Annotated in this window: 19 protein-coding genes and 1 pseudogene; 15 read left to right on the top strand and 5 right to left on the bottom strand. The window is 39.1% G+C overall.

The window, feature by feature from the left end:
- Positions 1–2 precede the first annotated feature (2 nt).
- Positions 3–302, top strand: a complete 300-nt coding sequence (gene ihfA, locus J5X91_RS15790; protein WP_011328574.1) for an integration host factor subunit alpha — start codon at positions 3–5, stop codon at positions 300–302.
- 66 nt (positions 303–368) lie between these two features.
- Here ihfA and J5X91_RS15785 read toward each other — a convergent pair whose 3' ends face one another.
- Complete coding sequence (locus J5X91_RS15785; RefSeq protein ID WP_089368513.1) at positions 369–1,169, bottom strand: DUF2989 domain-containing protein; 801 nt, start codon at positions 1,167–1,169, stop codon at positions 369–371.
- A 200-nt stretch (positions 1,170–1,369) separates the two neighbouring features.
- Here J5X91_RS15785 and J5X91_RS15780 point away from each other — a divergent pair, with 200 nt between their 5' ends.
- The 9 genes from J5X91_RS15780 to ccoG all read left to right on the top strand — a co-directional run bounded on the left by J5X91_RS15780 (position 1,370) and on the right by ccoG (position 13,057).
- Positions 1,370–2,812, top strand: coding sequence for a glyceraldehyde-3-phosphate dehydrogenase (locus tag J5X91_RS15780; protein WP_011328572.1), 1,443 nt, complete (start codon positions 1,370–1,372; stop codon positions 2,810–2,812).
- A 174-nt stretch (positions 2,813–2,986) separates the two neighbouring features.
- Positions 2,987–4,114, top strand: a complete 1,128-nt coding sequence (locus tag J5X91_RS15775; RefSeq protein ID WP_011328571.1) for a M14-type cytosolic carboxypeptidase — start codon at positions 2,987–2,989, stop codon at positions 4,112–4,114.
- 148 nt (positions 4,115–4,262) lie between these two features.
- Complete coding sequence (locus J5X91_RS15770; protein ID WP_011328570.1) at positions 4,263–5,930, top strand: AGCS family amino acid carrier protein; 1,668 nt, start codon at positions 4,263–4,265, stop codon at positions 5,928–5,930.
- 58 nt (positions 5,931–5,988) lie between these two features.
- A complete protein-coding gene (locus J5X91_RS15765) occupies positions 5,989–6,315 on the top strand; it encodes a hypothetical protein (RefSeq protein ID WP_011328569.1) in 327 nt (108 codons plus the stop codon).
- A gap of 1 nt (position 6,316) precedes the next feature.
- Positions 6,317–6,598, top strand: a complete 282-nt coding sequence (locus J5X91_RS15760; RefSeq protein ID WP_011328568.1) for a DUF1315 family protein — start codon at positions 6,317–6,319, stop codon at positions 6,596–6,598.
- A complete protein-coding gene (locus J5X91_RS15755; RefSeq protein ID WP_208835206.1) occupies positions 6,588–9,269 on the top strand; it encodes a DUF349 domain-containing protein in 2,682 nt (893 codons plus the stop codon). The genes J5X91_RS15760 and J5X91_RS15755 overlap by 11 nt, the downstream gene beginning before the upstream one ends.
- Before the next feature lie 93 nt (positions 9,270–9,362).
- The gene (locus J5X91_RS15750) at positions 9,363–9,917 is read left to right on the top strand and encodes a DUF1439 domain-containing protein (protein WP_011328566.1); all 555 of its coding nucleotides are present in this window, start codon (positions 9,363–9,365) and stop codon (positions 9,915–9,917) included.
- Positions 9,918–10,109: 192 nt separating this feature from the next.
- Positions 10,110–11,528, top strand: coding sequence for a sigma 54-interacting transcriptional regulator (locus tag J5X91_RS15745; RefSeq protein ID WP_208835205.1), 1,419 nt, complete (start codon positions 10,110–10,112; stop codon positions 11,526–11,528).
- 146 nt (positions 11,529–11,674) lie between these two features.
- Positions 11,675–13,057: a cytochrome c oxidase accessory protein CcoG gene (gene ccoG, locus J5X91_RS15740; RefSeq protein ID WP_208835204.1), complete on the top strand. Its 1,383-nt coding sequence runs from the start codon at positions 11,675–11,677 to the stop codon at positions 13,055–13,057.
- A 78-nt stretch (positions 13,058–13,135) separates the two neighbouring features.
- Here the strand turns inward: ccoG and J5X91_RS15735 are convergent, their stop codons facing one another.
- Positions 13,136–14,050, bottom strand: a complete 915-nt coding sequence (locus J5X91_RS15735; protein WP_182684512.1) for a M14 family metallocarboxypeptidase — start codon at positions 14,048–14,050, stop codon at positions 13,136–13,138.
- A gap of 250 nt (positions 14,051–14,300) precedes the next feature.
- On the opposite strand from J5X91_RS15735, the gene J5X91_RS15730 reads away from it, so the two are divergent.
- Complete coding sequence (locus J5X91_RS15730; RefSeq protein ID WP_208835203.1) at positions 14,301–16,496, top strand: UvrD-helicase domain-containing protein; 2,196 nt, start codon at positions 14,301–14,303, stop codon at positions 16,494–16,496.
- A gap of 49 nt (positions 16,497–16,545) precedes the next feature.
- On the opposite strand, the gene J5X91_RS15725 is transcribed toward J5X91_RS15730, so the two are convergent.
- Positions 16,546–17,133 (bottom strand): hypothetical protein, encoded by a 588-nt coding sequence (locus tag J5X91_RS15725; RefSeq protein ID WP_089368506.1) that lies wholly within the window; start codon positions 17,131–17,133, stop codon positions 16,546–16,548.
- A gap of 246 nt (positions 17,134–17,379) precedes the next feature.
- Between J5X91_RS15725 and J5X91_RS15720 the strand changes: the two genes are divergently transcribed.
- Positions 17,380–19,011: a cyanophycinase gene (locus tag J5X91_RS15720; RefSeq protein WP_041454481.1), complete on the top strand. Its 1,632-nt coding sequence runs from the start codon at positions 17,380–17,382 to the stop codon at positions 19,009–19,011.
- A gap of 78 nt (positions 19,012–19,089) precedes the next feature.
- Here the strand turns inward: J5X91_RS15720 and J5X91_RS15715 are convergent, their stop codons facing one another.
- Positions 19,090–19,488 carry a YkgJ family cysteine cluster protein gene (locus J5X91_RS15715; RefSeq protein WP_086994494.1) on the bottom strand — a complete coding sequence of 133 codons (399 nt, stop codon included), beginning with the start codon at positions 19,486–19,488 and terminating at the stop codon, positions 19,090–19,092.
- 166 nt (positions 19,489–19,654) lie between these two features.
- On the opposite strand from J5X91_RS15715, the gene J5X91_RS15710 reads away from it, so the two are divergent.
- A complete protein-coding gene (locus J5X91_RS15710) occupies positions 19,655–19,903 on the top strand; it encodes a hypothetical protein (RefSeq protein WP_011328558.1) in 249 nt (82 codons plus the stop codon).
- 128 nt (positions 19,904–20,031) lie between these two features.
- On the opposite strand, the gene J5X91_RS15705 is transcribed toward J5X91_RS15710, so the two are convergent.
- Positions 20,032–20,913 carry an SDR family NAD(P)-dependent oxidoreductase gene (locus J5X91_RS15705; protein ID WP_208835202.1) on the bottom strand — a complete coding sequence of 294 codons (882 nt, stop codon included), beginning with the start codon at positions 20,911–20,913 and terminating at the stop codon, positions 20,032–20,034.
- Positions 20,914–21,094: 181 nt separating this feature from the next.
- Between J5X91_RS15705 and J5X91_RS15700 the strand changes: the two genes are divergently transcribed.
- Positions 21,095–21,595 carry a nuclear transport factor 2 family protein gene (locus J5X91_RS15700; RefSeq protein ID WP_208835201.1) on the top strand — a complete coding sequence of 167 codons (501 nt, stop codon included), beginning with the start codon at positions 21,095–21,097 and terminating at the stop codon, positions 21,593–21,595.
- A 200-nt stretch (positions 21,596–21,795) separates the two neighbouring features.
- Positions 21,796–21,870: pseudogene (locus J5X91_RS15695) on the top strand (Mobile element protein); the annotation flags it as partial.

Raw genomic sequence — 21,870 nt, 5'->3', positions numbered from 1 at the left:
ATATGGCGCTTACTAAAGCCGACATAGCTGAACACCTATTTGAAAAACTCGGGATCAATAAAAAAGATGCCAAAGATTTAGTTGAAGCGTTTTTTGAAGAAATCCGCTCAGCGCTTGAAAAAGGCGAGCAGATTAAGCTCTCTGGATTTGGTAATTTTGATCTTCGTGATAAAAAAGAAAGACCGGGACGTAATCCGAAAACAGGGGAAGATATTCCTATTTCGGCGCGTCGCGTTGTGACCTTTAGACCTGGGCAAAAACTTAAAACCCGAGTAGAAGTGGGTACAAGTAAAGCAAAGTAATATAAAAAAGGCAGCGTAAGCTGCCTTTTTTATTATTAATGTTTTATTTAACTACGCCTAGGTTACTTAAAACTCCCTAGGTGATACAAACTTACCAGCGCGAATTTGCTGAAAAGTTTGTTGCGCTAATGAATCTAAACTATCAAGATTTTTTCTGCTGCTTGCCAATTGCTGCTCTACAGCAAATATATCAACGTTTTCTATCCCCGACATCTGCGCAACTTTAGAAAAAACATAAGCATGTTTATAATTTTGTTGTTTATAAAACAAACTGACCAAAGAGGTAAACACCTCGGGATCAGGTATTTGCTGTGCTTTATTAAGTTCTAATGTTTTGTAGAGCAAATCAATCGTTTTATCATCATCAAATTTAATATAATACGATGCCAAAAAAAGTTGCATTTCAGCACTTGTTGTCACCCTTTCATCATGCTCCAAAGCTAAAAATTTAGTCAGTGCTCGCTGATCGTTATTACGCGACCAATGATAGTAAAGTAAGCCTGGGTGATTAGTACTTTTAGTATCTTGATATAATCGCGTCATTTCTTTAATACTGGTTAATTTACCTTCTACACGAGAGGTCTTTTTTTCTTTTAATTTTATATGCTCAATTTTAGCTGCAAGCGTAATACACTGATTATATGATTCAAACTCTTTAAGTAGCTGATATTTATTTTCATCAGTTGGGTGCTTATATTCAATATAACGCTGCAAAATAGTGTTAGAACGCTGCTCCCGACAATGATTATCTTTATTTAGATCGTTGCAAAAACCGGGCGTTTCTTTACATACTTGGGCCAAGCTTAGTGGCTTTTCACATCCGGCTAAGGTGAGTACTCCAAGCACTACTATTAGTCTTATAACCATCCTCAACCCTTAAATATATTAATATAATGTTATTCTAACGCAATCATTTAGCCTCTAACAGTAGAGAATAAAGCAAGATTAAATTAGAATAGGGAAGTCACTAGAGTGCGTTGACTTATCAGGGTCGAAATCATTTCAACTTTTGATGGTTAAATGCTCTAGGGCTATCCGTTCAAAAATGTTTAACTTAGGTAAATAAAATGACCTCATCTCACGAGTTAGAATACACAAATAGTTGGCAAGAACGCCAAGGTTACGCAGAAAGCATGCAACCAATCATTGGTAAGCTTTATCGTAGTCGTGGTATCGAAATTGCTGTTTATGGCCGCCCACTTGTAAATGCAAGCCCAATTGAAATTATCAAATCTCACAAATCAGTTGCGCAGTTTGAAGGTACAAAATTACGTTTACGTGAAAGCTTCCCATTTTTAGAAGCGATTAGCAAAATGGATTTAAATTCTGCACGTATCGATATTGGTAAGCTTGCTTATAGCTATTTGTATAATGATGCTGCAAACGGTCGTTCTGTTGAAGAGTTTGTAAAAGATGAGCTCGCTGAAATTGCTGATTTACCAGCTAAAGAATCACGCGATGTGGTGCTTTATGGCTTTGGTCGAATTGGCCGTTTACTTGCACGCCTACTAATTGAAAAATCAGGTCCTTATGCTGACTTACGCCTACGCGCAATTGTTGTACGTGGTGGTAAAGATGGCGACCTTGAAAAACGTGCCAGTTTATTACGTCGTGATTCAATTCATGGTCCATTTAATGGATCTATCACTGTTGATAAAGAACGTAATGCAATTAAAGCTAATGGTAGCTACATCCAGGTTATTTACGCTAACTCTCCTAGCGAAATAGATTACACAGCCTACGGCATCGACAATGCACTTATTGTTGATAACACAGGTATTTGGAAAGATGAAGCAGGCCTTGGTCAGCATTTAGAATGTAAAGGCGCTGCTAAAGTACTATTAACGGCTCCTGCTAAAGGTAATATCAAAAACATCGTATATGGTGTAAATAACAAAGATATTTTACCTGAAGACAAAATTGTATGTGCAGCAAGCTGTACAACTAATGCCATTACACCAACACTTAAAGCATTAAACGATAAGTTTGGCATTAAAAATGGTCACGTAGAAACGGTTCACTCGTATACTAATGACCAAAACTTAATTGATAACTACCACAAAGCAGACCGCCGTGGCCGTGCTGCTGCACTTAACATGGTAATCACTGAAACAGGCGCTGCAAAAGCGGTTTCAAAAGCACTACCAGAGCTTGAGGGCAAACTAACGGGTAACGCAATTCGCGTACCTACACCTAACGTGTCGCTGGCTATTTTGAACCTAAACTTAGAAAAGAGCACCTCGGTAGAAGAGCTAAATGCATTTTTACGCGATACCGCACTTCACTCAGACCTGCGCGACCAAATTGATTACACCGCTTCTACTGAAATCGTATCTACCGATTTAGTAGGTAGTCGTTACGCTGGTGTGGTTGACTCGCAAGCAACTATTGTTGATGACAACCGTATTGTACTTTACGTTTGGTACGATAATGAATTTGGTTACAGCTGCCAAGTGGTACGTTGTATGCGCGATATGGCCGAAGTGGCATTCCCAAGCTTACCTCACTAATTTATTAGTCGTTATACAAAAGCCAGCATTTGCTGGCTTTTTTGATTATCAATATTTTTAAAGCGCAGCGCTTATGGTACGCTTTATACATTAGATACGGCTAATCGCAGCGTACTTACATCCTGGCTATTTATGCAGTCCAGAGACACTTAGTCAACTTATAGGTTTTTTGTCATGAAAATCAGTAGCAATTTCGATAGTGGTAATATTAAGGTTATTGAAGCCACCGATCCATTAAATATCCAGTTAGAGATTAATAACGATTTCCAGTCTGAATTTTATCAGTGGTTTCATTTTCGCCTAGAAACAACCCCTTACCAATTACATAAGCTAAATATAAACAAGCTCGAAAATTCAGCTTATCCAGATGGCTGGGTAGATTATCAGGCGGTTGCATCGTATGACCGTCAAACGTGGTTTCGTGTACCTTCAAGCTACGAAAATGGCACATTAAGCTTTGAAATAGAGCCAGAGTGCGGCAGTGTTTATTTTGCTTATTTTGCACCATATAGCTATGAGCGTCATTTAGATTTACTTACGTGGGCGCAAAGCCAGCAAATTTGCCAATTAGAAACATTGGGCGAAACCCTTGATGGCCGCGACATGAGCGTACTTAAAATTGGTGAGCCAAGTGCAGATAAGAAAAACATTTGGATCACAGCTCGCCAGCATCCGGGTGAAACAATGGCGCAGTGGTTTGTAGAGGGAATACTTCACAAACTACTTGATGACGAAGACCCGCATGCTGCTGCATTACTATCAAAAGCAGTATTTTATATTGTGCCAAACATGAACCCAGATGGTAGTGCTCGTGGGCACTTACGTACTAACGCTAAAGGCGTTAACTTAAACCGTGAATGGCAAACGCCGAGCATGGAAAATAGCCCAGAAGTTTATTTAGTGCTTAATAAAATGCGTGAAACAGGCCTAGATATGCACCTTGATATTCATGGTGATGAAGCAATCCCGTATAACTTTGTAGCCGGCAGTGAAGGCATTCCAAGTTATGATGCGCGCTTAAAAGATCTAGAAGATAGCTTTAAAGCTGCTTTGTTAACCATTACTCCTGAGTTTCAAGACGAGCATGGCTACCCTAAAGACGAGCCAGGCCAAGCTAACCTTACAGTAGGTTCATCTGCAACAGCAGAAGAATTTAAGGCGCTTACCTATACAGTCGAAATGCCATTTAAAGATAATAACGACTTACCCGACCCAGATTACGGTTGGTCAGATCGTCGTTCATATCAATTTGGCCAAGATACTTTGGCGGCTATCGTAAATGTCGTTGATAAATTAAGATAAATTAGTATAAGGTAAGGGCAACATTAAAATGTTGCCCTTTTTTGTTACAACACTTACAAAAATAACAAGTGCGCAACGGCACAATAAACTGTGGCTTAACGAATGTTTAGTCAGCAATTTCAAAATAAAATAATAAGAGGAATTTAGCGTGGATGCATTCGGACAACTTTTAGATAGCCTAGATGGCATGTTAGGAGGAGCAGTATGGTTTCCTTATGTGTTATTAGGGGTTGGTTTATTTTTTACTATTTATTTAAAATTTCCCCAAATACGGTATTTTAAACATGCTTGCCAAGTTGTTTCGGGTAAGTTTGATAAAAAAGATACAGAAGGGGATACCACTCACTTTCAAGCACTTGCTACAGCACTATCGGGCACAGTAGGCACAGGTAATATTGGTGGCGTAGCACTGGCTATATCAATTGGTGGGCCTGCGGCGTTGTTTTGGATGTGGATGACCGCATTTTTTGGTATGACTACCAAGTTTGTAGAAGTTACCTTGTCGCATAAATACCGTGAAAAAACTGAAGATGGCACTATGTCTGGCGGCCCAATGTATTACATGGATAAACGCCTTAACATGAAATGGCTGGCCATTTTATTTGCCGTAGCCACTGTAATTAGCTCGTTTGGTACAGGCAGCCTGCCACAAATTAATAATATTGCACAAGGTATGGAAGCCACCTTTGGTTTTGCGCCTATGGCCACAGGTGCAGTGTTATCTATTTTACTTGCCTTGGTTATATTAGGCGGCATTAAGCGTATTGCAGCAATTACATCACGCGTAGTACCGTTAATGGCGGCTATTTATATTATTGGTGCTCTGGCTGTTATTTTTTATAACGCTGAAAACATCGGTCCTTCATTTTCTGCTGTATTTATGGACGCATTTTCTGGCTCTGCTGCCGCAGGTGGCTTCTTGGGGGCGTCATTTGCTTATGCGTTTAACCGGGGTGTAAACCGTGGTTTATTCTCTAACGAAGCGGGTCAAGGTTCTGCGCCTATAGCGCATGCTTCGGCAAAAGCTGATGAGCCAGTATCAGAGGGTATAGTATCTATCCTAGAACCGTTTATCGATACCATTATTATTTGTACGCTTACGGGGTTGGTTATTTTATCCTCGGGGGTGTGGAATGAAAAATTTCAAACTCATTTTGAGCGCTCGGCTATGAGTATTATTAAAGGCGATTACACAGAAGAAAACCAAACACAGCGCGAAGACCTCTATAAATACCTTAATGGTCAAAAAAGTAATATAGAGACGTTTACCGGCAATATTGAAGTGGTTAATGGTGAGGCATTGAGTACAGGTTTTACGGTACTACATTCACGCTCAATTGCAGAGGATGTACGCTTTGGTATTACTGAAAAGCACAAATACACAGGTGTTGTAGAAGTAATAGATGGCATGCCAACAGATGACAGCATTAGTTTAGTGGGCAAATCATTGGTACATTCAGCAGAGCTAACTACCAAGGCTTTTAAACGTGGTTACTTTGGCGATAGTGGCCAGTACATTGTATCAATAGGCTTATTGCTGTTTGCGTTCTCTACTGCCATTGCTTGGTCGTACTATGGAGATCGCGCAATGATTTACTTATTAGGGCATCGCTCAGTAATGCCGTATCGCGTATTTTATGTGGCTGCATTCTTTTGGGCATCGTTCGCCGATACTACCTTGGTATGGAAGTTAGCGGCAGTGGCTATTGTTGTAATGACACTACCTAACTTAATTGGCATTATGTTATTGCGTAAAGAGATGAAAGAATCGGTAGATGACTACTGGGTCAAATTCAAAAAAGACAACGAGAAATAAAACAAGTACAATAAAGGCGCCGCAAGGCGCTTTTTTTATGCGTAGTATGGAGAGATGTATGGCGATTATCCGTTGCCCTAAATGTGCCAAATCAATATCAGATAAACACGCGCAATGTCCGCATTGCGAAAGTAACGTTGCCGACTTAAATAATGAGCAAGTTCAACAGCTTCAACGTGAGCAGCGAATTAAAAAACAGCAAATGTTTATAACTCACTCATTTTTAGCACTTATCCTATTTTTAGGCGGTTTTTTCTGTTTGTACTTCTTACAACCGCAAGAAAAAACACCTCAGTGGTATGCTTACACCATCGCTATTGGCGTGGGGTGTATTTGGTACCTTATTAATCGTATTATTTTAGTGACTCTAAAAAAGAAAAAATGACATGAATATCGACAATCTTGTACAAAATATTACCCCAGAATTATTTGAACGTTTGCAATACGGAGCAGCAACTGGCAAATGGCCAGATGGCACTCCTTTATCAGATGAACAAAAACAGCAAACAGTGCAGTTAGTTATGTTGTATCAAGCAAAAGTTGCTCAATCGAATGAGCAATTTACTATTGGTGCAAATGGCGAAATGGTGCAAAAAACAAAAGCACAACTGCAAAAAGAATTTAACTCAGATAACGAAATAGCTAGGTTTAGTGAACATGATCTTTAAACACCTTTTTACGCCAAAATGGAAACACCCAAAGCTGCAAATACGTCTAGACGCAATCGAAAAGTTAGATGTACAACGCGACGCAATAATTTTAAGCACTTTAGCGCTGGAAGATAGCTCAGCAGAAATTCGTCGTAAGGCACTGCAAAAAGTAAACGACTTGCCACTGTGGTGGAAAGCCTATAAACAAGATCAAGCATTAAAAGATATTGCTGAACAACAAATATCTAGCGCAGTTTTAAGTAGCGAAAGTACACTGTCGCCGCAAATTAAAAGCGAATATATAGAGCGTTTTGCACCAGTAAAAACCCTTGAAAAACTTGCCTTTGCAGAAAAAGAGTTGCAAGTGCGGGTTAAGTTACTAAAGCGCCTAGGAAACCCTAAACTAATAGAAAAAGCCTTTAAAGAGGGCAGCGAAGAGTTACAAGCGCAACTAGTTGAGCTGGTTATTACCCACCAGTTAACTAAACCATTATTAAAGCATGCACAAAACAGTGCTAAAACAGCGCTTAACACGCATTTAGAAAACGAGCGTTTAGCAATTGAAATGCCAGCGCAAGTTGAGGGGGAAACCCGTGTTATTTTAGCTAAGCTAAATGCGCTGCGCGATAAGAATGATTTTGCATTAGTAAACCCAAAAGCCGGTGAGTTAATGGCGCAATGGCAAGCCTTAGAGCTTAAATGGCTTAGCACTGAGCAAGTAAAACTGTTAAACGAAAAGTACAGCACAATTACCGAAAAGCTAAATGCCCATATTGCACAGCTTCGCAGTGAGCACGATAAAGAGCAGCAATTACTTGCACTACAACAGCGTCAACTGTTGGCATTAGCAACGCTTGAAGCTTTAAGTGAAGAAATTGAAAATGCATTACAACTTGGCCTAGAAACGCCAGAGCAAATTCAGCAAGATTGGCTTGATGCAAAAGTAGCGCAGGCTCAACAAGCAATAAATGAAACAGAGTTAGCCAATAACCCGCAATCAAAGCAGGTTATTAATAAGTTAGAAAAGTCATTTACTCAAGTAGCTAAATTACCTGAGCTAACGTCTGCTATTAAAGATTATAAGCTGGCATTTACTGCACTGTGTGAAATAAAACCAGCAGCCGATTTAGCCCAATACGACGAAACCCTAGCTGCATTTAATAGTGGTTTTAAAGCAGCGCGTAATCATCTAAATATATTAGATAGTGCATTGCAAGGTACGTTTAAAACACAACTTAATGCGCATAAAAAGCAATTTTTAGTGCCAATGAACGAGTTGATAAAACCGCTTGAAAAAAATCAAAGCCAAGCTAAACGCAAAGCCCGTGATGTAAAGCGCCTAATAGAAGAAGGTCGTTTTAACGTTGCATTTGGTGTGTTTAAAGGCTTTGAAGAGTTATTTAATACCTTAACTGAGCAGTATCAGCAACCACTTGTAAGCTTAAAAACCGATTTAGAAGCGCAGCTAGCTGACGCCAAAGATTGGCAAAAATATGCTGCAGCACCAAAGCGCGAAGCATTACTTGAAGAAGTTAGCACGCTCGCTTTAGAGGAGTGCGTAGATCCCCAGCAACGGGCTGATCAAGTTAAAGTGTTGCGTAAACGTTGGAATGAGCTTGGCCGCTTAGATACAGACGAAGAAAAGCAACAAGGTGAGCAATTTGATCAAAAAATCGAATTATTGTTTGCACCTTGCCGTAACTATTTTGCAGAGCAAGAAGTACAACGTGAAGCGTCAAAAGCGCAGCGCGAAAGTATTATTGCTGACATGCATGCACTGCACTTACTCGCAACTGACGAGCAGGGTTTTGATTGGAAGCAGTTTGAAAGCCAATACAATCGTTTAAACAAAGCATGGCGCAGTGTGGGTAAAGTTGACCCTAAAACGTACCGTGTATTAAACGATCGTTATAAAAACGAGCAGCAGCGTGTGCTAGCGGCGTTAAATGCGTTTCATAAAGGTAATGCTGCACTTAAAAATGCATTAGTAGAGCAAGCGCAGCAATTATCACAAAGTGATGACCTAGCAGCAGCATGCCAAGAGCTAAAACAATTACAGCAGCAGTGGCAAGCAATTGGCTTTGCCGGCTTAAAAGCTGAAAATGCCTTATGGCAAAAATTTCGTCAATTTAACGACGAAACTTTTACTAAACGCAGCAGCGAGTTTGAACAGCAAAAGTTAGATCAAAGCGAAAACGACAAGCAAGTAGTCGCTGAGCTTAACGAACTTGAATTGGCGCTGGGTCAAATTAACGAAAAAGCGCAATTACACGACTTAGAAACTAAAGTTAAAGGGTATACCCAGTTTAAGTCACTATCGCCAAAAGTAACGTCGTTACTTAGCGCCATAGAAGAGAAGCTTGCAGGGCTAACGAGCAAAGCCGAACAAGCTAATTTAGTGGCCTTATTTAACGCTCTTGAAAATAATGAAGCGATACCGAGCCAGTACCAAGCTGCACTTAAAACATCACTTAGTAGCGCACAGTTACTCACTAGAATGGAAATTTTAGCTAATGTAAGTAGTAATGATGCAATGCAAAGAATGGCAGAGCAAGTTGCCATGTTAGATGATAAGCATCGTGGCGAACATGCAGATATAAGCTATTATTTAAAACAGTTGTTAGCGCTCAGTGAAGGTTCAGTTGATGCTGACACACTAGCACGGCTAAAGGCTGTTTTTACAGCTTAGTGTAGTTACACCTAATAGAGTATTACTCTTTTAAAAGCCGCTCGTAAGCGGCTTTTTTATACCCATCACTTATAATAATTTAGAGAGTTTTTTATGAAAATATTATTTATTATTGCCGCATTATTTTTAACTGCATGTAACGCTACACAAGGAATGTCTGTTTATTCATTTACTAACGCCGACGTGGAGTCGTTATTAACAAAACAGCTTCCTAAATTAAGCGAACAGGTAAGTTTAATGGGATTACCAGTAGAGTTTGATGTAAACGATGTGAGTGTAAATATTGGTCCAGAAAATCGTGATGTTGTAGTGCTAGGCGCCGATTCAAGCGCTAACATTAGTGCTTTTGCATTAAAATACCCAGTACGCTTAAAGCTGCAAATAGAAGGTAGCCCATTTTACGACAGCGAGAAAAAAGCGGTGTTTTTACGTAATATAAAATTACTAGATTCGAGTGTTGATGCTGGTGGTTTTAAAGGTAATTTAGGTGCGCTAGACGAACAAGCTATGGATATTATTAACCGCTTTTTAGCTGTAAACCCAGTGTATGAGCTAAATATGAACGATCCTAAAATGGCCTTGCTAAGTAAACTACCACTTGATATGAAAGTGGTTGCAGGCGCTATAAAGTTGGTTCCACGCCTTTAAGTTAGTTGTAAATAAAGTCTAGTTAGCGTAATAAGGTAACTAGGCTTTGTTTTCTGTCATAAATTTTTGTATTTTCGTAATTCTATTGTCACTCCCTTCCTCCAGCGCTATTAATTACTAATAATAATTTTTGCAGTGCACTTTTTGAATTAAATTGTCATAATGATCGCGATATTTCGCGAGGGCTATTTTATGATAAAACAATTTTTAAACGATCCTAGTTTATTACTCAACGCAGTGGGCGAAGGAATTTATGGCTTTGATCTGTCGGGTAATGCCGTGTTTGTTAACCCTGCGGCCGAGCGCATGACGGGCTGGAGTGCAGAGACACTATTAGGTAAAAAAATTCATCAATACCATCATCATACTCATGGCGATGGCACGCCTTATCCAGCCGACGAATGCCAAATATATTGCACCATGTTTGACGGTAAACGCCGTGAAGTGAAAAACGAAGTTTTTTGGCGCAAAGATGGCAGCTCTTTCCCTGTTGAGTACACATCGACACCAGTTTATCGAAATAATGAATTGATAGGTGCGGTAGCGGTATTTCGCGATATTTCTCAGCAGCAACAAACACAAAATGCATTACAAGATGCACTTGCACAAGTAAAACATTTGAGTGAACAGTTACAAGATGAAAATAATTATTTAATAGCAGAATTAAACGAAGATTGGCAAGACTCTGGCTTAGTAGGTAAAAGCCACGTGTTTCAAACCATGTTAGAGCAAATTAAGTTAGTGAGCGAAACCGATACCACAGTGCTTATTTTAGGCGAAAATGGTACAGGTAAAGAGCTGGTTGCCCGAAACCTATACAGATTAAGTAAGCGTAATAAACAGCCCTTTATAAAAGTGAACTGCGCAGCATTTACGCCAAGCTTATTAGAGTCAGAGCTGTTTGGCCATGAGAAAGGCGCGTTTACTGGTGCTAATGAGCGCCGTAAAGGGCGTTTTGAACTAGCCGACAAAGGTACCTTATTTTTAGATGAAATAGCAGAGCTGCCGCTTGAAGCGCAAAGTAAGTTGCTTAGAGTGTTGCAAGAGCAAGAATTTGAACGTGTTGGGGCAAGCAATACATTAAAGGTAGATATTCGCGTTATTGCAGCAACTAACCGCGATCTATGGGAAATGGTGCAAAAAGGCAGTTTTAGAATCGATTTATACTATCGCTTAAATGTATTTCCTATAAAAGTGCCAGCGCTGAGAGAGCGCAAGGAAGATATTCCTTATTTATGTAGTAATTTAATAGTGCAGTTAAATAAACGTTTAACTAAGCAGCTTAAGGGATTAAGTAATAAGGCAATTTCTCAACTACAAGCTTATGACTGGCCAGGCAATATTAGAGAGTTACAAAATGTACTAGAGCGCGAGGCCATTTTATCTAAGCAAGCCGTTTTACAATTAAGTCAGCCATTACAAGCAATATCACAAAGTACTATAAACCCAGCATTAACGCTCAATGAAATGCAAAAACAGCATATTATTACTGTGCTTAAGCTGTCGGCTTGGCAAATATCGGGGAGTAAAGGTGCCGCTGCAAAACTTGGTATGCCAGAGAGTACCTTACGCTCTAAAATGCACAAGTTAGGGATTAGCAAGATCTCGTGATATATCGCGAGGATCGCTTTATTTCGCGAGTTTGAGGTTTTTAATAATAAGTAAATCACTTAAATATCAATGCAATGCCTTTACTTTCAGCTTGGTCTGAAAGTTGCAAATACTTAACTAACATCCGTTATGATTAAGTAAGTACTATGAAGTTTGATATTAAAGAAGAAGATATGATCATCAAGCCCTACAAAAGCGAAGGGCCAATTTATATACGTGAGCAAAAAGGCTTTTTTCAGCGTATACGCCGTAACTTAGGCTGGTTATTAATGCTTACGTTTATTGCAATACCGTGGATCCAATATAACGGCCAACAAGCGGTGCTATTAGATGTAGCAACGCAAAAGTTTACTATTTTCACTTTAACTTTATTCCCGCAAGATTTTATTATTGTAGCCATGTTGTTTATGGTGGGGGCCTTTGCGCTATTTTTTGTAACCAACTGGTTAGGCCGCGTTTGGTGTGGTTATACTTGCCCTCAAACTATTTGGATGTTGATGTTTTCATGGGTTGAGCAACGCGTTGAAGGCACACGTAATCAGCGTATACAGCTTGATAAATCTGCATGGGGTTTTACCAAATGGCGTAAAAAGCTTACTAAACACAGTGCTTGGTTAGTGCTATCACTATTAACTGCCACTTCATTTTTAACTTATTTTATACCCGCAAAAACATTGTACTTAGAAATGCTTACTTTTGAGTGGTCGGGTATTACCAGCTTTTGGGTGTTTTTATTTGCTTTGTGTACATATGGTAACGCAGGATTTTTACGTGAAAAAATGTGTACTGTGGCGTGTCCGTATTCGCGTTTTCAATCGGTTATGTTTGATAAAGATACACTCGTGGTTACTTACGATAGCGCACGCGGTGAAAACCGTGGCCCACGTAAACGTAAGGCCGACCCAAAAGCACTTAACTTAGGTGACTGCGTAGATTGTAATTTATGTGTAGAGGTATGCCCAGCTGGAATAGATATTCGAAATGGTTTGCAATATGAATGTATAAACTGTGGCTTATGTATTGATGCTTGCGACGATACTATGAATAAATTTGGTTATGAAAAAGGGCTAATAAAATACGCTAGTGGAGAGCAAATGGCGGGTAAAAAAACCAACCCTTTTAGGCTTAAGTTGGTTGGATATGGTGTTTTGACCTTGATGCTAATTGTAGCTATGTTTGCTTGGGTGGCACAAAGAACACCAATTGAAGCCTCGGTACTGCGCGATAGAGGCGCCTTGTACAGAGTAAATTATGAGGGTTTAGTAGAAAACCCTTATACGTTAACCATTATAAATAAAACCCAACAAACATTGCACTACACTATTGCTATATCAGGCTTAGCAGAGGCTAAATTAACTAGCCCAGATACAACACTAATTCAACCTGGAATGATGAGGCGTATACCCGTAACGGTGACTGCAGATGGCTTTGATATTTCAAACAAGGTAAGTAAAGTTAAATTTATTATTTTTGCAGAAGAAGATCCGAGCATTAGCATAACGAAAGATAGTTACTTTTATAAAAATTAAAAGTATAAAAATGCCCAAGCTAGTTTACCTACTTGGGCATTTTAATAGGATTATTAATTGTATATATTTAAACCCAGATCACAGATTAATTATGTAATCTAATGCGCTCGTAATTACGGCTACTTGTGCCAAAATACATTCTTCGTCACTTGCTGTAGGGCTATCTGGGTATACTTCAGTGGTGGTTACATAAGGTGCATTGGTAAAGCCCATACATAAACCTAATTCGCGAGCAGCGTAGTTGATCACCCCAAATTGCTCTTGTGGCACACCAATAAGTTGGTTATTTTCATCACTTGGGGCAATGTGGGTTACTTTTGCTACGCTATCAATAATGGCTTTTTGAAATGCAGCCTCAGGTTTAGTGCTATCGGCCACTAAATAAAAACCATCGGGAATATTCCAATTAGTATTTACTGTGCCTTCGCGTGCAGCTAGTGCCGGGCGAAACTCGCTGTTGTCGCTGTCGGTCGTTTCGTGCAAATCAATATGAGCAATTAAATCTAACTCAAGGGATTTTACATACGCCATAATCGCCGCCGACTCTTGCGCTGGGCTACCTTCATAAAATGAGCGGTTAGGATCAATGGCTTCTGGGTTCCAGCGGTTTATCGTTTCGTAACCCCAAGGGCTAATACAAGGTGCGATTACAATATTAAAATACTGACTATATTTTTGCGCTGCCGTTTTTGCAAACCTAAGCGCCCCGTGTACGCCACTAGTTTCGTAGCCGTGTACACCACCGGTAATTAAAACGGTAGGTTTGTTAGTGTTAAAGTCAGCGGTTTTTAAAACAAATAAAGGATATTTGCCTGCAACGTAATTTAGTTCGCCATATTGTTCTACATTAAGCGCATCTTTGAGCTCGTTAATGAGGGTTACTACTTCATTTTGATAGCTGCGTTTAATATTTTGGCGGGTTAACCAATCGGCTTTATCGTTGTTATTCCACTTAGTGCCAGGTGTGCCAATAGGATATGTGCTGTTAGTCATAATAAACCTTTAATAATAATTATAATTAACCTTATAGCAAGGCTATATAGCAAATGCAGTTAATATAATTAGTAAATAAAGGCACAGCTTAACGCTGACTAAAATAAGGCGCAAATTAAAACGATAAACAGCTGTTTTAATTTTTTAAATTAGTTATTTACTAAGCTCAGTTATAGTAAGTTGTTAAATTAAATGTATTATAAAAGAGTATGTTACAATTGTTTTATTACCTACTTAGATATTGAGTATTATGGCGCAGTATTTTGCCACACCTAGTTGGTTAGGCCGTTTTTTCACCCGTATTAAATTACTCAGTATTGAGCAGGAAAGCTTAGTGATTGAGTTTAAAAATGCGACTAAGCAATCGTTTTTAATCAAGGATTTTAACGATTTTTCGCAGTTGCAAAACCGGATATTTAGCGCCAAAATTAATTTAACTCTAGGTGAAAATAGTGCTCATACTACTATTAGCTTTTTAAACAAAGCACAGGCAAAAGCACTAAACATTGCAATTAACCAATATTTTTCGCAAGCGCTTGAACACAAAATAAATAATGCTAAAGCTTTATTAAAGCGCACTGCGTTAGATGAGTATTTACGCGACAGTAATACCACAATTTTAAGCGCTGAGGTGTTTTCACTGAGCAAGCGCTATCAGCAAAACCGCAATGTGTGGCAAGGGTATTTACCTTCAAATAGTAGCCAGTTTTTATCGGTATTGGCCAGTGCAAAAAATAAGAATGATGCTATTGCACAACTGCGTAATAAATATGAGCGCAAGCAACTTGCTCAACGAGCTGGTTTTTATAATAACGTGGAGTCAAACCCATTAACTAATGAGCAGCGTCTTGCTGTAATACGCAATAACGATAAAAATTTAGTATTGGCTGCTGCAGGTACCGGTAAAACCTCAGTTATGGTAGCCAAAGCACTTGATCTAATTGCCACAAAACAAGCAATGCCTGAGCAAATACTGGTACTTGCTTATAATAAAACAGCGGCGCAAGAGCTTAAAACACGCTTTATTAAACGCGCCCAGCAGGCTGAATTATCAAGCAAGTCACCAGAGGTTTTAACTTTTCATGCGTTAGGGTTGCAGCTGCTACAGCAGGCAGGTAAAGGTTGCAACATATCGCCTTTTGTAGGTGATTTTGGCGCGCTGTCGAGTTGGCTAACATCATGGCTAAGTGAGCAAGTACAAGCCCAACCGGTATTATTAAGCGCCTTTATTGCTATGCTCGATAAGCCTTTAGTATCCTGCGATACTCATAAAAGTAAGTTTAATGCTACGCAAGTACTGGCAATATTAAAAGACTCAGGGCAGCTTAAGCATGAGGTTGATAAATATTTAAAATGCTTAGCAGCTATAAGGGCTGAACAGTTAACCGATAGCGAAATTACTCAGCGGCTTAAGCGCCAAAATAATCAATTAAATACTGTTCATCTAAGTACCAATCAATTAAATACGAGTCAAGTTAATAGCAATCAAAAAAGCACTAATCATCACAGTGCGGCCGCGCAGTTATTAATTGCTATGCATCGCGCTTATAAAACGCAACTCATTGCGCAAAACTGTATTGATTTTGACGATATGATTTTACAAGCTACTCAGGCTGTAAATAAGCAGCAAGTGAATGTGCCATGGCAGCATATTTTAGTGGATGAATTTCAGGATATTTCTGCTGCGCGTATGGCTTTATTAAACAGTTTAATTAAGCATGGTCATAAGGTGCGTTTTACCGCTGTAGGTGACGACTGGCAGTCAATTTATCGGTTTTCTGGTGGTAACTTAGCACTTACCACACGTTTTAATGAGTTAGTGGGTAGTCATTCGTTAACGTTGTTGCAAAAAACATTTAGGTATAACAATAGTATAAGTGACGTAGCGGGGCGTTTTGTTATGCAAAACCCTGAGCAGTATAAAAAGCTCATTATTACTCATACACAAGTGGCTGAGCCTCAAGTTATTTTATTAGATGACGTGTACCAAGGTAAAAAGTCGTTAGAGCTAAAAACCCAGCAAACTATCAATACTATTCAAAAACACCATGCAAACGCGAGTATTGCTGTATTGAGCCGTTATCGTTATACGCTCAACAAAGTGCAACAGCATTTAGCCTCACAACAAAAAAGTGCAAACGTAGCATTTTTAACCCTGCATAGCGCCAAAGGGTTAGAAGCAGATTGCTGTATTATTATAGGGTTAGAGCAGGGGAAGTTTGGCTTTCCGAGCAGTCAGCAAAATAATCCGCTGCTGGAGGCTTTACTACCTAGCCAAGACACCTTTGCTTATTCAGAAGAGCGGCGTTTATTATATGTGGGGCTTACCCGAGCAAAACATAAGGCTTACTTAATTGCCGATGCTAAACAGCCGTCGTTATTTGTTAAAGAATTAATAAATGACAACTATCCAATTCATATTGCATCTACTTTGTTTAGCAAATAACAAAAAGCAATAGTATGCAGTGACTGTAACCAGAGGCTGTTGTTAAGCGCTAACTTGGTGAGTTAATTAATGGTTCATGCTGATATAAATTAGCGTATTGACGTTGGTGTTCGGCAAATAAATAAGCTCTTAATTGTTCTTTACCAGTATGAATGTGTTTTATTTTAGCTGCAAGGCCATGCTTGCTTTGCCTGACAGGCTCAATATCCATAGATACAGATTCTTTATTTGGTAGGGTAAATTCTACGTGTTGAACTTTTGATAGGTTTTTGTGTTTACCGGTGGGCTTTAAAAATACACCTGTGCTTGAAATTGATTCAATGCAAAAGCCTTGGCTTTTAATATTTAAATGGCTCCAGCGCCAACTGCGTTGAGTGCCTTTAGTATCAATAACTTCAGGAGCGCTTAAAGTAGGTGTAATTGTGCCGGAGCTATTAATTTTTAAGTGTAGCGGAAACCACAGTTGGTAATGGGCAACCTCAGCCAGTAGAGTTAAATTGGCATTGCTAAGTAACTGCGCAATACTAACAGGCACACTGCTTTGCATGGTTAACATAGGCTCATGAGGTAATGCAGGTTTTTGATCGGATTTAAATAAGTCAGATAAAAAGTCTATTTCTTCAGCAGAAAAATCCATATTCCATACTCGGGTTGCCTAAAATATAAGCATAAGTTAAACAAAACACCGGCTCAATAAACAGCGTGTTTAATTTTGTTTAGTTAGTCTTTAACCGCTTTAGGTAGTTAGTATCTTTAGCTAAACAAAGCGATACGGCGCGTTATTAGCTTAACCCTAGAGCTAGATTAAGATATAAAGTTGCAGCCCAAGTTATTAAAAATTAACATGATGTAATTACAAGCCACTTTTTATTTGGGTTATATCATGACGCATGCATTTACACATTATAGACAACAACAATTGGTCCGCTTTTTAGCTGTGTTATTAAGCATTACGTTTTGTGCTAGTTTAACGGCCGCAGAGCAAAGCCAAACGTTAATTTTAGTTGGTAGCGAGCTAAGTAGCTGCAGTAGTTTAAACATGCAACAGTGCGATAAAAACACCCAAATAGCGGGTAAAGCAGAGCATTTATTTAGCGTTACGGCTGAAAAAGTTAAAAAAATCACTCAGCAGTGGCCGAGTACTAATCAAGAAGTTAAAAGCAGTACAGTTAAAGTTTTACTTGCGATAAAGGCTAAATCATCAACATCAATAACTAAGCCTGCACTGTTATGGCACTGGCGCGATATTGATAATACCCAGCTTAATAGCCTATCGGAGCAAGAGTATCATTTTGTTATGGATATGCTTGAAGTGCCTCAGTTGAGTTCTCAAGGGCAGCGATTAGCGGAGCAAGTTAACCTTAGTTTGAATAATGAACCGGCTATAAACAATATACTGCAATTTATAACGGGTAGTTTAAAGGTAGCTAACGAGCAACCAAGTGTGTTGGCAATTACAGCAGCAAGCCGAGACCCTTATGCTGCTGCCGATTTTACTCAAGGTTTATTGAGCACGGCAAGTGTAAACAGCCAATGGTTAGCATTGACCCCTGCATTAGTTAAAGCAATTACTACAAACACCTGTGAAAAATTACCACAATATAGGCAATCAGAAATGCGCTTGTATAACCGTGAGGCTATTTATCCCGATCGCATCCAAGCAGAAAATGCCCTTTGCAGTAATGGCGTTAATAGCTTGGTAAAGCTAATAAATAACAGTACAGGAGTGATTTTTAATAATGGCGAGCAAGACTTAACGCGCAGCGTACTGTTTGATGAAAACAACCAAGCTTACCCGTGGACTAAAGCATTGCAAACACGCCCTGTTGTTATAGGTAGCGGCGCGGGGGCGGCTATTCAAAGCGGTGGCAAAAACACAAGTGGTAACATAGCTACAATTACTAAAGGATCGAGCCTTTTGGCTTTACAGGCAGATATTAACGATAGTTCTATGTTTAATCTTGCTGGTGGCCTTGCAACATTTAATTATGGCATGATCGATACTCACTTTAGTGAACAAAACCGTACATTAAGGTTGGCAACAGTACTTGATAAAACACAGCAAAAGTTTGGTTTTGGTATTGATGAAGCCACGGCATTAGTCGTTATAAAGTCATCCACAGGTAACTTAATGACCGTAATAGGTAAAAGTGGTGTGGTATATTTAAAAGCAAAAGGTAATCAGCATTATAACTACTCATACTGGCCTGCAGGCAGCGTTATTGATATTGCAAATGAAAATTTTACCCTAAGCCAGCGCAGCATTAATAAAGCTTTAGCAAGTATTAAAATACCAGCATTACCGCTACAACGATTTGGCTCTATATTAACGAATGCAAAATTACGCTCACTTATTCAAGCTATGTGCTTAAGCCAAGAACAAAGTACAGTTGCCCAACAAGATCAGTTTATATTGAGCTTAAGTGTACAAGCTAACACTGCGTATCATCGTATTAATAAGGATCAATATGGCTGTGCTATCAGTCATTTAGAACTTGCAGTGAGTACATTTTAGTTCTGAAAGCTTACTAGAACGTGTTTAATTAAAACGGCCAAAATATTGTTTATAAAACTACATTGGCCGTATTGATAATTAGTAGCCAGCGGGGCGACTATCACGCATGATAAAATCTAGTTTTATTTGCGCTTTTATTGGCTGCGACAGATCAGTTATTTCAATCATTTCACACTCATCTCTGATCATTTCAGCTATTAGGCTCGGATAATGGCGACAGTCTTCGGGGCGGTCTAAGTAAATACTGCAAGTGTATTTATTTTGCGCTAGTGGGTTTGTTTTAGGCTCAATCTCTAAAAAAGGGCACCTGCTTAGTCTTACACCCGATTTAGGGTCGAACCATATTTCATTATTTTTAACAAATTCAAAGATTTCAGGGTTAAATACTTCCCATAAATCAATTTCTTCTTGGGTAGCACTCAAGTCGCCATCGCCGTATTTAATACAACATTTACCGCATTGATTACAGTCTTTCATAGTTTGCCAGTTAGCATAATAACCAGGCCACAGTGTAGCACTTATATTGATATGCAGTGTTGTTGGCGAAAAGGTTTAAGTTTCTACCAAGAGTATATAAAATAGCGAGCATATTGTATTACTAAGCTTTGCAGTACGCGGAGCATGATTAAAAGAGTTATAAAAAATGAGTGAAGAGCAAAGTGTAATTGATAACCTAGCCGACCTTGAAAGTTTTTTACTTAATGTAGAAAGCGGTGGTTTTGGCTTAAAAGGTGTTGCAGGCATTGGTATGGCAACAAATAACGCAGATGGCAGCCGCTTTGTAGCAGTATTTGACGATAATCAAAAGCTACTTTTAGCACGCATGATTACAGAAAACGTATTCCAAACAGGGCAAGACATGGTACGTAATGGTGTAGGGCGCAAGCATTAACTATAATAGTTAAAACGCCGCTTTAATTTAAACTGTTAAATTAAAGCGGCGTTTATTTTGTTTTTAGCCTATAAGCTTATTTAAGGTTTATAGGCGCTATCAACTTCAACAGCCTCATCTATAACTTATTAATAAATAATGGCAGGGTTTGGCTTATTCGGCGAACCTAACATTTCGCGATAAGATGGTGGCTGCAAACCTTCTCTGTCGGTAATATTAAAATGCTTAGCTATTTCGGCAGCAATTACAGTGTGCCCGTTAAGCTCGTCACCTTTAGGGTCATTAGCAATAGCATAAACAATATCACCAATAAATTCTGGTGACTCTGCGGTTGCCATAAACTGCTGGTATTGCTCTTTATCTAGTTTACCTATAATGGCCGAACGTTCGGTTAAGAGTGGCCCCATCCAAATAGATACAGCACGCATACCTGTGCCTTTAAAGTCTACCGCCATATCATGAGCAAGCTTATCAAGGCCCGCCTTTTGTGCACCATAAGCAGGCCCATGAATATAACAACTAGCACCAAATGATGAACCAAACATAATTAAGCCACTGTTATGCTTAGCCATTAGTTTTGCGCCATGCCAACTAGCCACGTAAGCAGAGCGTAAACCTACATCTAAAATTTTACCCGCATCAAGCTCTTTTTCCCAAAATGGCTTTTGTTCAACTAATTGATCATGAATAAATGCAGCGTTATTAACCAAAATATCTAATCGGCCTTGCTCTTTTTCAACCTGAGCAAACAATGCGGCGGTTTGTGCATCGTCACTGTGATCGCACACCACAGCAATACCTATACCACCTGCTTGATTAATTTGCTCAGCAGTTTCATATACTGTTCCGGGTAATATCGAGCCATCCCACCCTAAAACTGAGCCTGTTTTTATACTGCGGCCAGTAACATAAACTGTCATGCCTTTTTTACCTAAAGCTAAGGCAATGCCTCTGCCTGCACCGCGGCTAGCACCGGTTACAATGGCAACTTTTGCTTCTTCCTGTTGCATGGATTCCCTCATTTAAAAAGATGACACATTAAAAGTACTAAAGGTTAAATTGGCTAACCAGCTCAATTTAGTTTCGATAGTAGTCGTACTAGTAATAAAGATATATTTGTATTGAAATTAGCATGTAAAGCCTTAGTATAAAAGCCTAGCTTAAAAATCAACCAAAAAACAAAGGACTGCTATGAAATATATAAAGACTACCGAGCAACGTTTACAGCAACTAGAAGACAAGCAATCAATATTAGAATTGAAATATCGCTACCTAAATGCCTGCGATGAAAAACAACCTGAGCTGGTAACTAATTGCTTTATTAGCGGCGAAGTAGATATTAACTTTGGTCACATTGGCCAATTTAATCGACGAGAAGATTTTGTGGCTGTTTTTAAAGATCTTGGTTGCCACGACCATATAGTTGATATGCATCACGCGCAAAACCCGGTTTTTTTAGAAGTCACCGACAATACAGCCAAGACTAAAATTAACCTTCGCTTTCAAAGTATCAACACCAAAGATAAGCTCCATGTGCAATTAGGTGGCTACTACCTCGACGAATTTGAAAAGCAAAGAGACGGTCAATGGCTGATCAGCAAAAGTGCATTTATAATAAATTCGGTAAGCATGAGTGATTTTTCAGGTGAATATAGCAAAGTGGTTTATAGCGGAAACTGCATGCCAGACTAGGTTACTGTATATTTTTTAAATTCAGGAAAGGTAGCAATAAAGTAACTGAGCGTGTTGCGAAGTAATTGATTTTGGTTATTTAAAAGGCTTTTAAAGTTGGTCGGTATGGAGAGATATTAAACAGACACCCACCTTAATATTTGTAATATCAGTGTAATTAACTATGCTCTGGTTAGTGCAATAATTAAGCAGGGTGTCACATGGCTATCGCAAGAAAACGTCAGGTTAGTTTGGTCGATACAAAATACTACCACTGTATTTCGCGCTGTGTACGC

This window comes from Pseudoalteromonas sp. K222D (assembly GCF_017653575.1).
Taxonomy (GTDB): domain Bacteria; phylum Pseudomonadota; class Gammaproteobacteria; order Enterobacterales; family Alteromonadaceae; genus Pseudoalteromonas; species Pseudoalteromonas nigrifaciens.
This window is presented reverse-complemented; position numbering and strand designations above follow the sequence as displayed.

Excerpts from the sequence above, each read along its gene's own strand:
- ihfA (WP_011328574.1), top strand. The coding sequence starts at position 3 with ATGGCGCTTACTAAAGCCGACATAGCTGAACACCTATTTGAAAAACTC.
- J5X91_RS15755 (WP_208835206.1), top strand. The coding sequence starts at position 6,588 with ATGATCTTTAAACACCTTTTTACGCCAAAATGGAAACACCCAAAGCTG.
- J5X91_RS15745 (WP_208835205.1), top strand. The coding sequence starts at position 10,110 with ATGATAAAACAATTTTTAAACGATCCTAGTTTATTACTCAACGCAGTG.
- J5X91_RS15780 (WP_011328572.1), top strand. The coding sequence starts at position 1,370 with ATGACCTCATCTCACGAGTTAGAATACACAAATAGTTGGCAAGAACGC.
- J5X91_RS15775 (WP_011328571.1), top strand. The coding sequence starts at position 2,987 with ATGAAAATCAGTAGCAATTTCGATAGTGGTAATATTAAGGTTATTGAA.
- J5X91_RS15710 (WP_011328558.1), top strand. The coding sequence starts at position 19,655 with ATGAGTGAAGAGCAAAGTGTAATTGATAACCTAGCCGACCTTGAAAGT.
- J5X91_RS15705 (WP_208835202.1), bottom strand. The coding sequence starts at position 20,913 with ATGCAACAGGAAGAAGCAAAAGTTGCCATTGTAACCGGTGCTAGCCGC.
- J5X91_RS15765 (WP_011328569.1), top strand. The coding sequence starts at position 5,989 with ATGGCGATTATCCGTTGCCCTAAATGTGCCAAATCAATATCAGATAAA.
- J5X91_RS15760 (WP_011328568.1), top strand. The coding sequence starts at position 6,317 with ATGAATATCGACAATCTTGTACAAAATATTACCCCAGAATTATTTGAA.
- J5X91_RS15700 (WP_208835201.1), top strand. The coding sequence starts at position 21,095 with ATGAAATATATAAAGACTACCGAGCAACGTTTACAGCAACTAGAAGAC.
- ccoG (WP_208835204.1), top strand. The coding sequence starts at position 11,675 with ATGAAGTTTGATATTAAAGAAGAAGATATGATCATCAAGCCCTACAAA.
- J5X91_RS15750 (WP_011328566.1), top strand. The coding sequence starts at position 9,363 with ATGAAAATATTATTTATTATTGCCGCATTATTTTTAACTGCATGTAAC.
- J5X91_RS15735 (WP_182684512.1), bottom strand. The coding sequence starts at position 14,050 with ATGACTAACAGCACATATCCTATTGGCACACCTGGCACTAAGTGGAAT.
- J5X91_RS15715 (WP_086994494.1), bottom strand. The coding sequence starts at position 19,488 with ATGAAAGACTGTAATCAATGCGGTAAATGTTGTATTAAATACGGCGAT.
- J5X91_RS15785 (WP_089368513.1), bottom strand. The coding sequence starts at position 1,169 with ATGGTTATAAGACTAATAGTAGTGCTTGGAGTACTCACCTTAGCCGGA.
- J5X91_RS15725 (WP_089368506.1), bottom strand. The coding sequence starts at position 17,133 with ATGGATTTTTCTGCTGAAGAAATAGACTTTTTATCTGACTTATTTAAA.
- J5X91_RS15730 (WP_208835203.1), top strand. The coding sequence starts at position 14,301 with ATGGCGCAGTATTTTGCCACACCTAGTTGGTTAGGCCGTTTTTTCACC.
- J5X91_RS15720 (WP_041454481.1), top strand. The coding sequence starts at position 17,380 with ATGACGCATGCATTTACACATTATAGACAACAACAATTGGTCCGCTTT.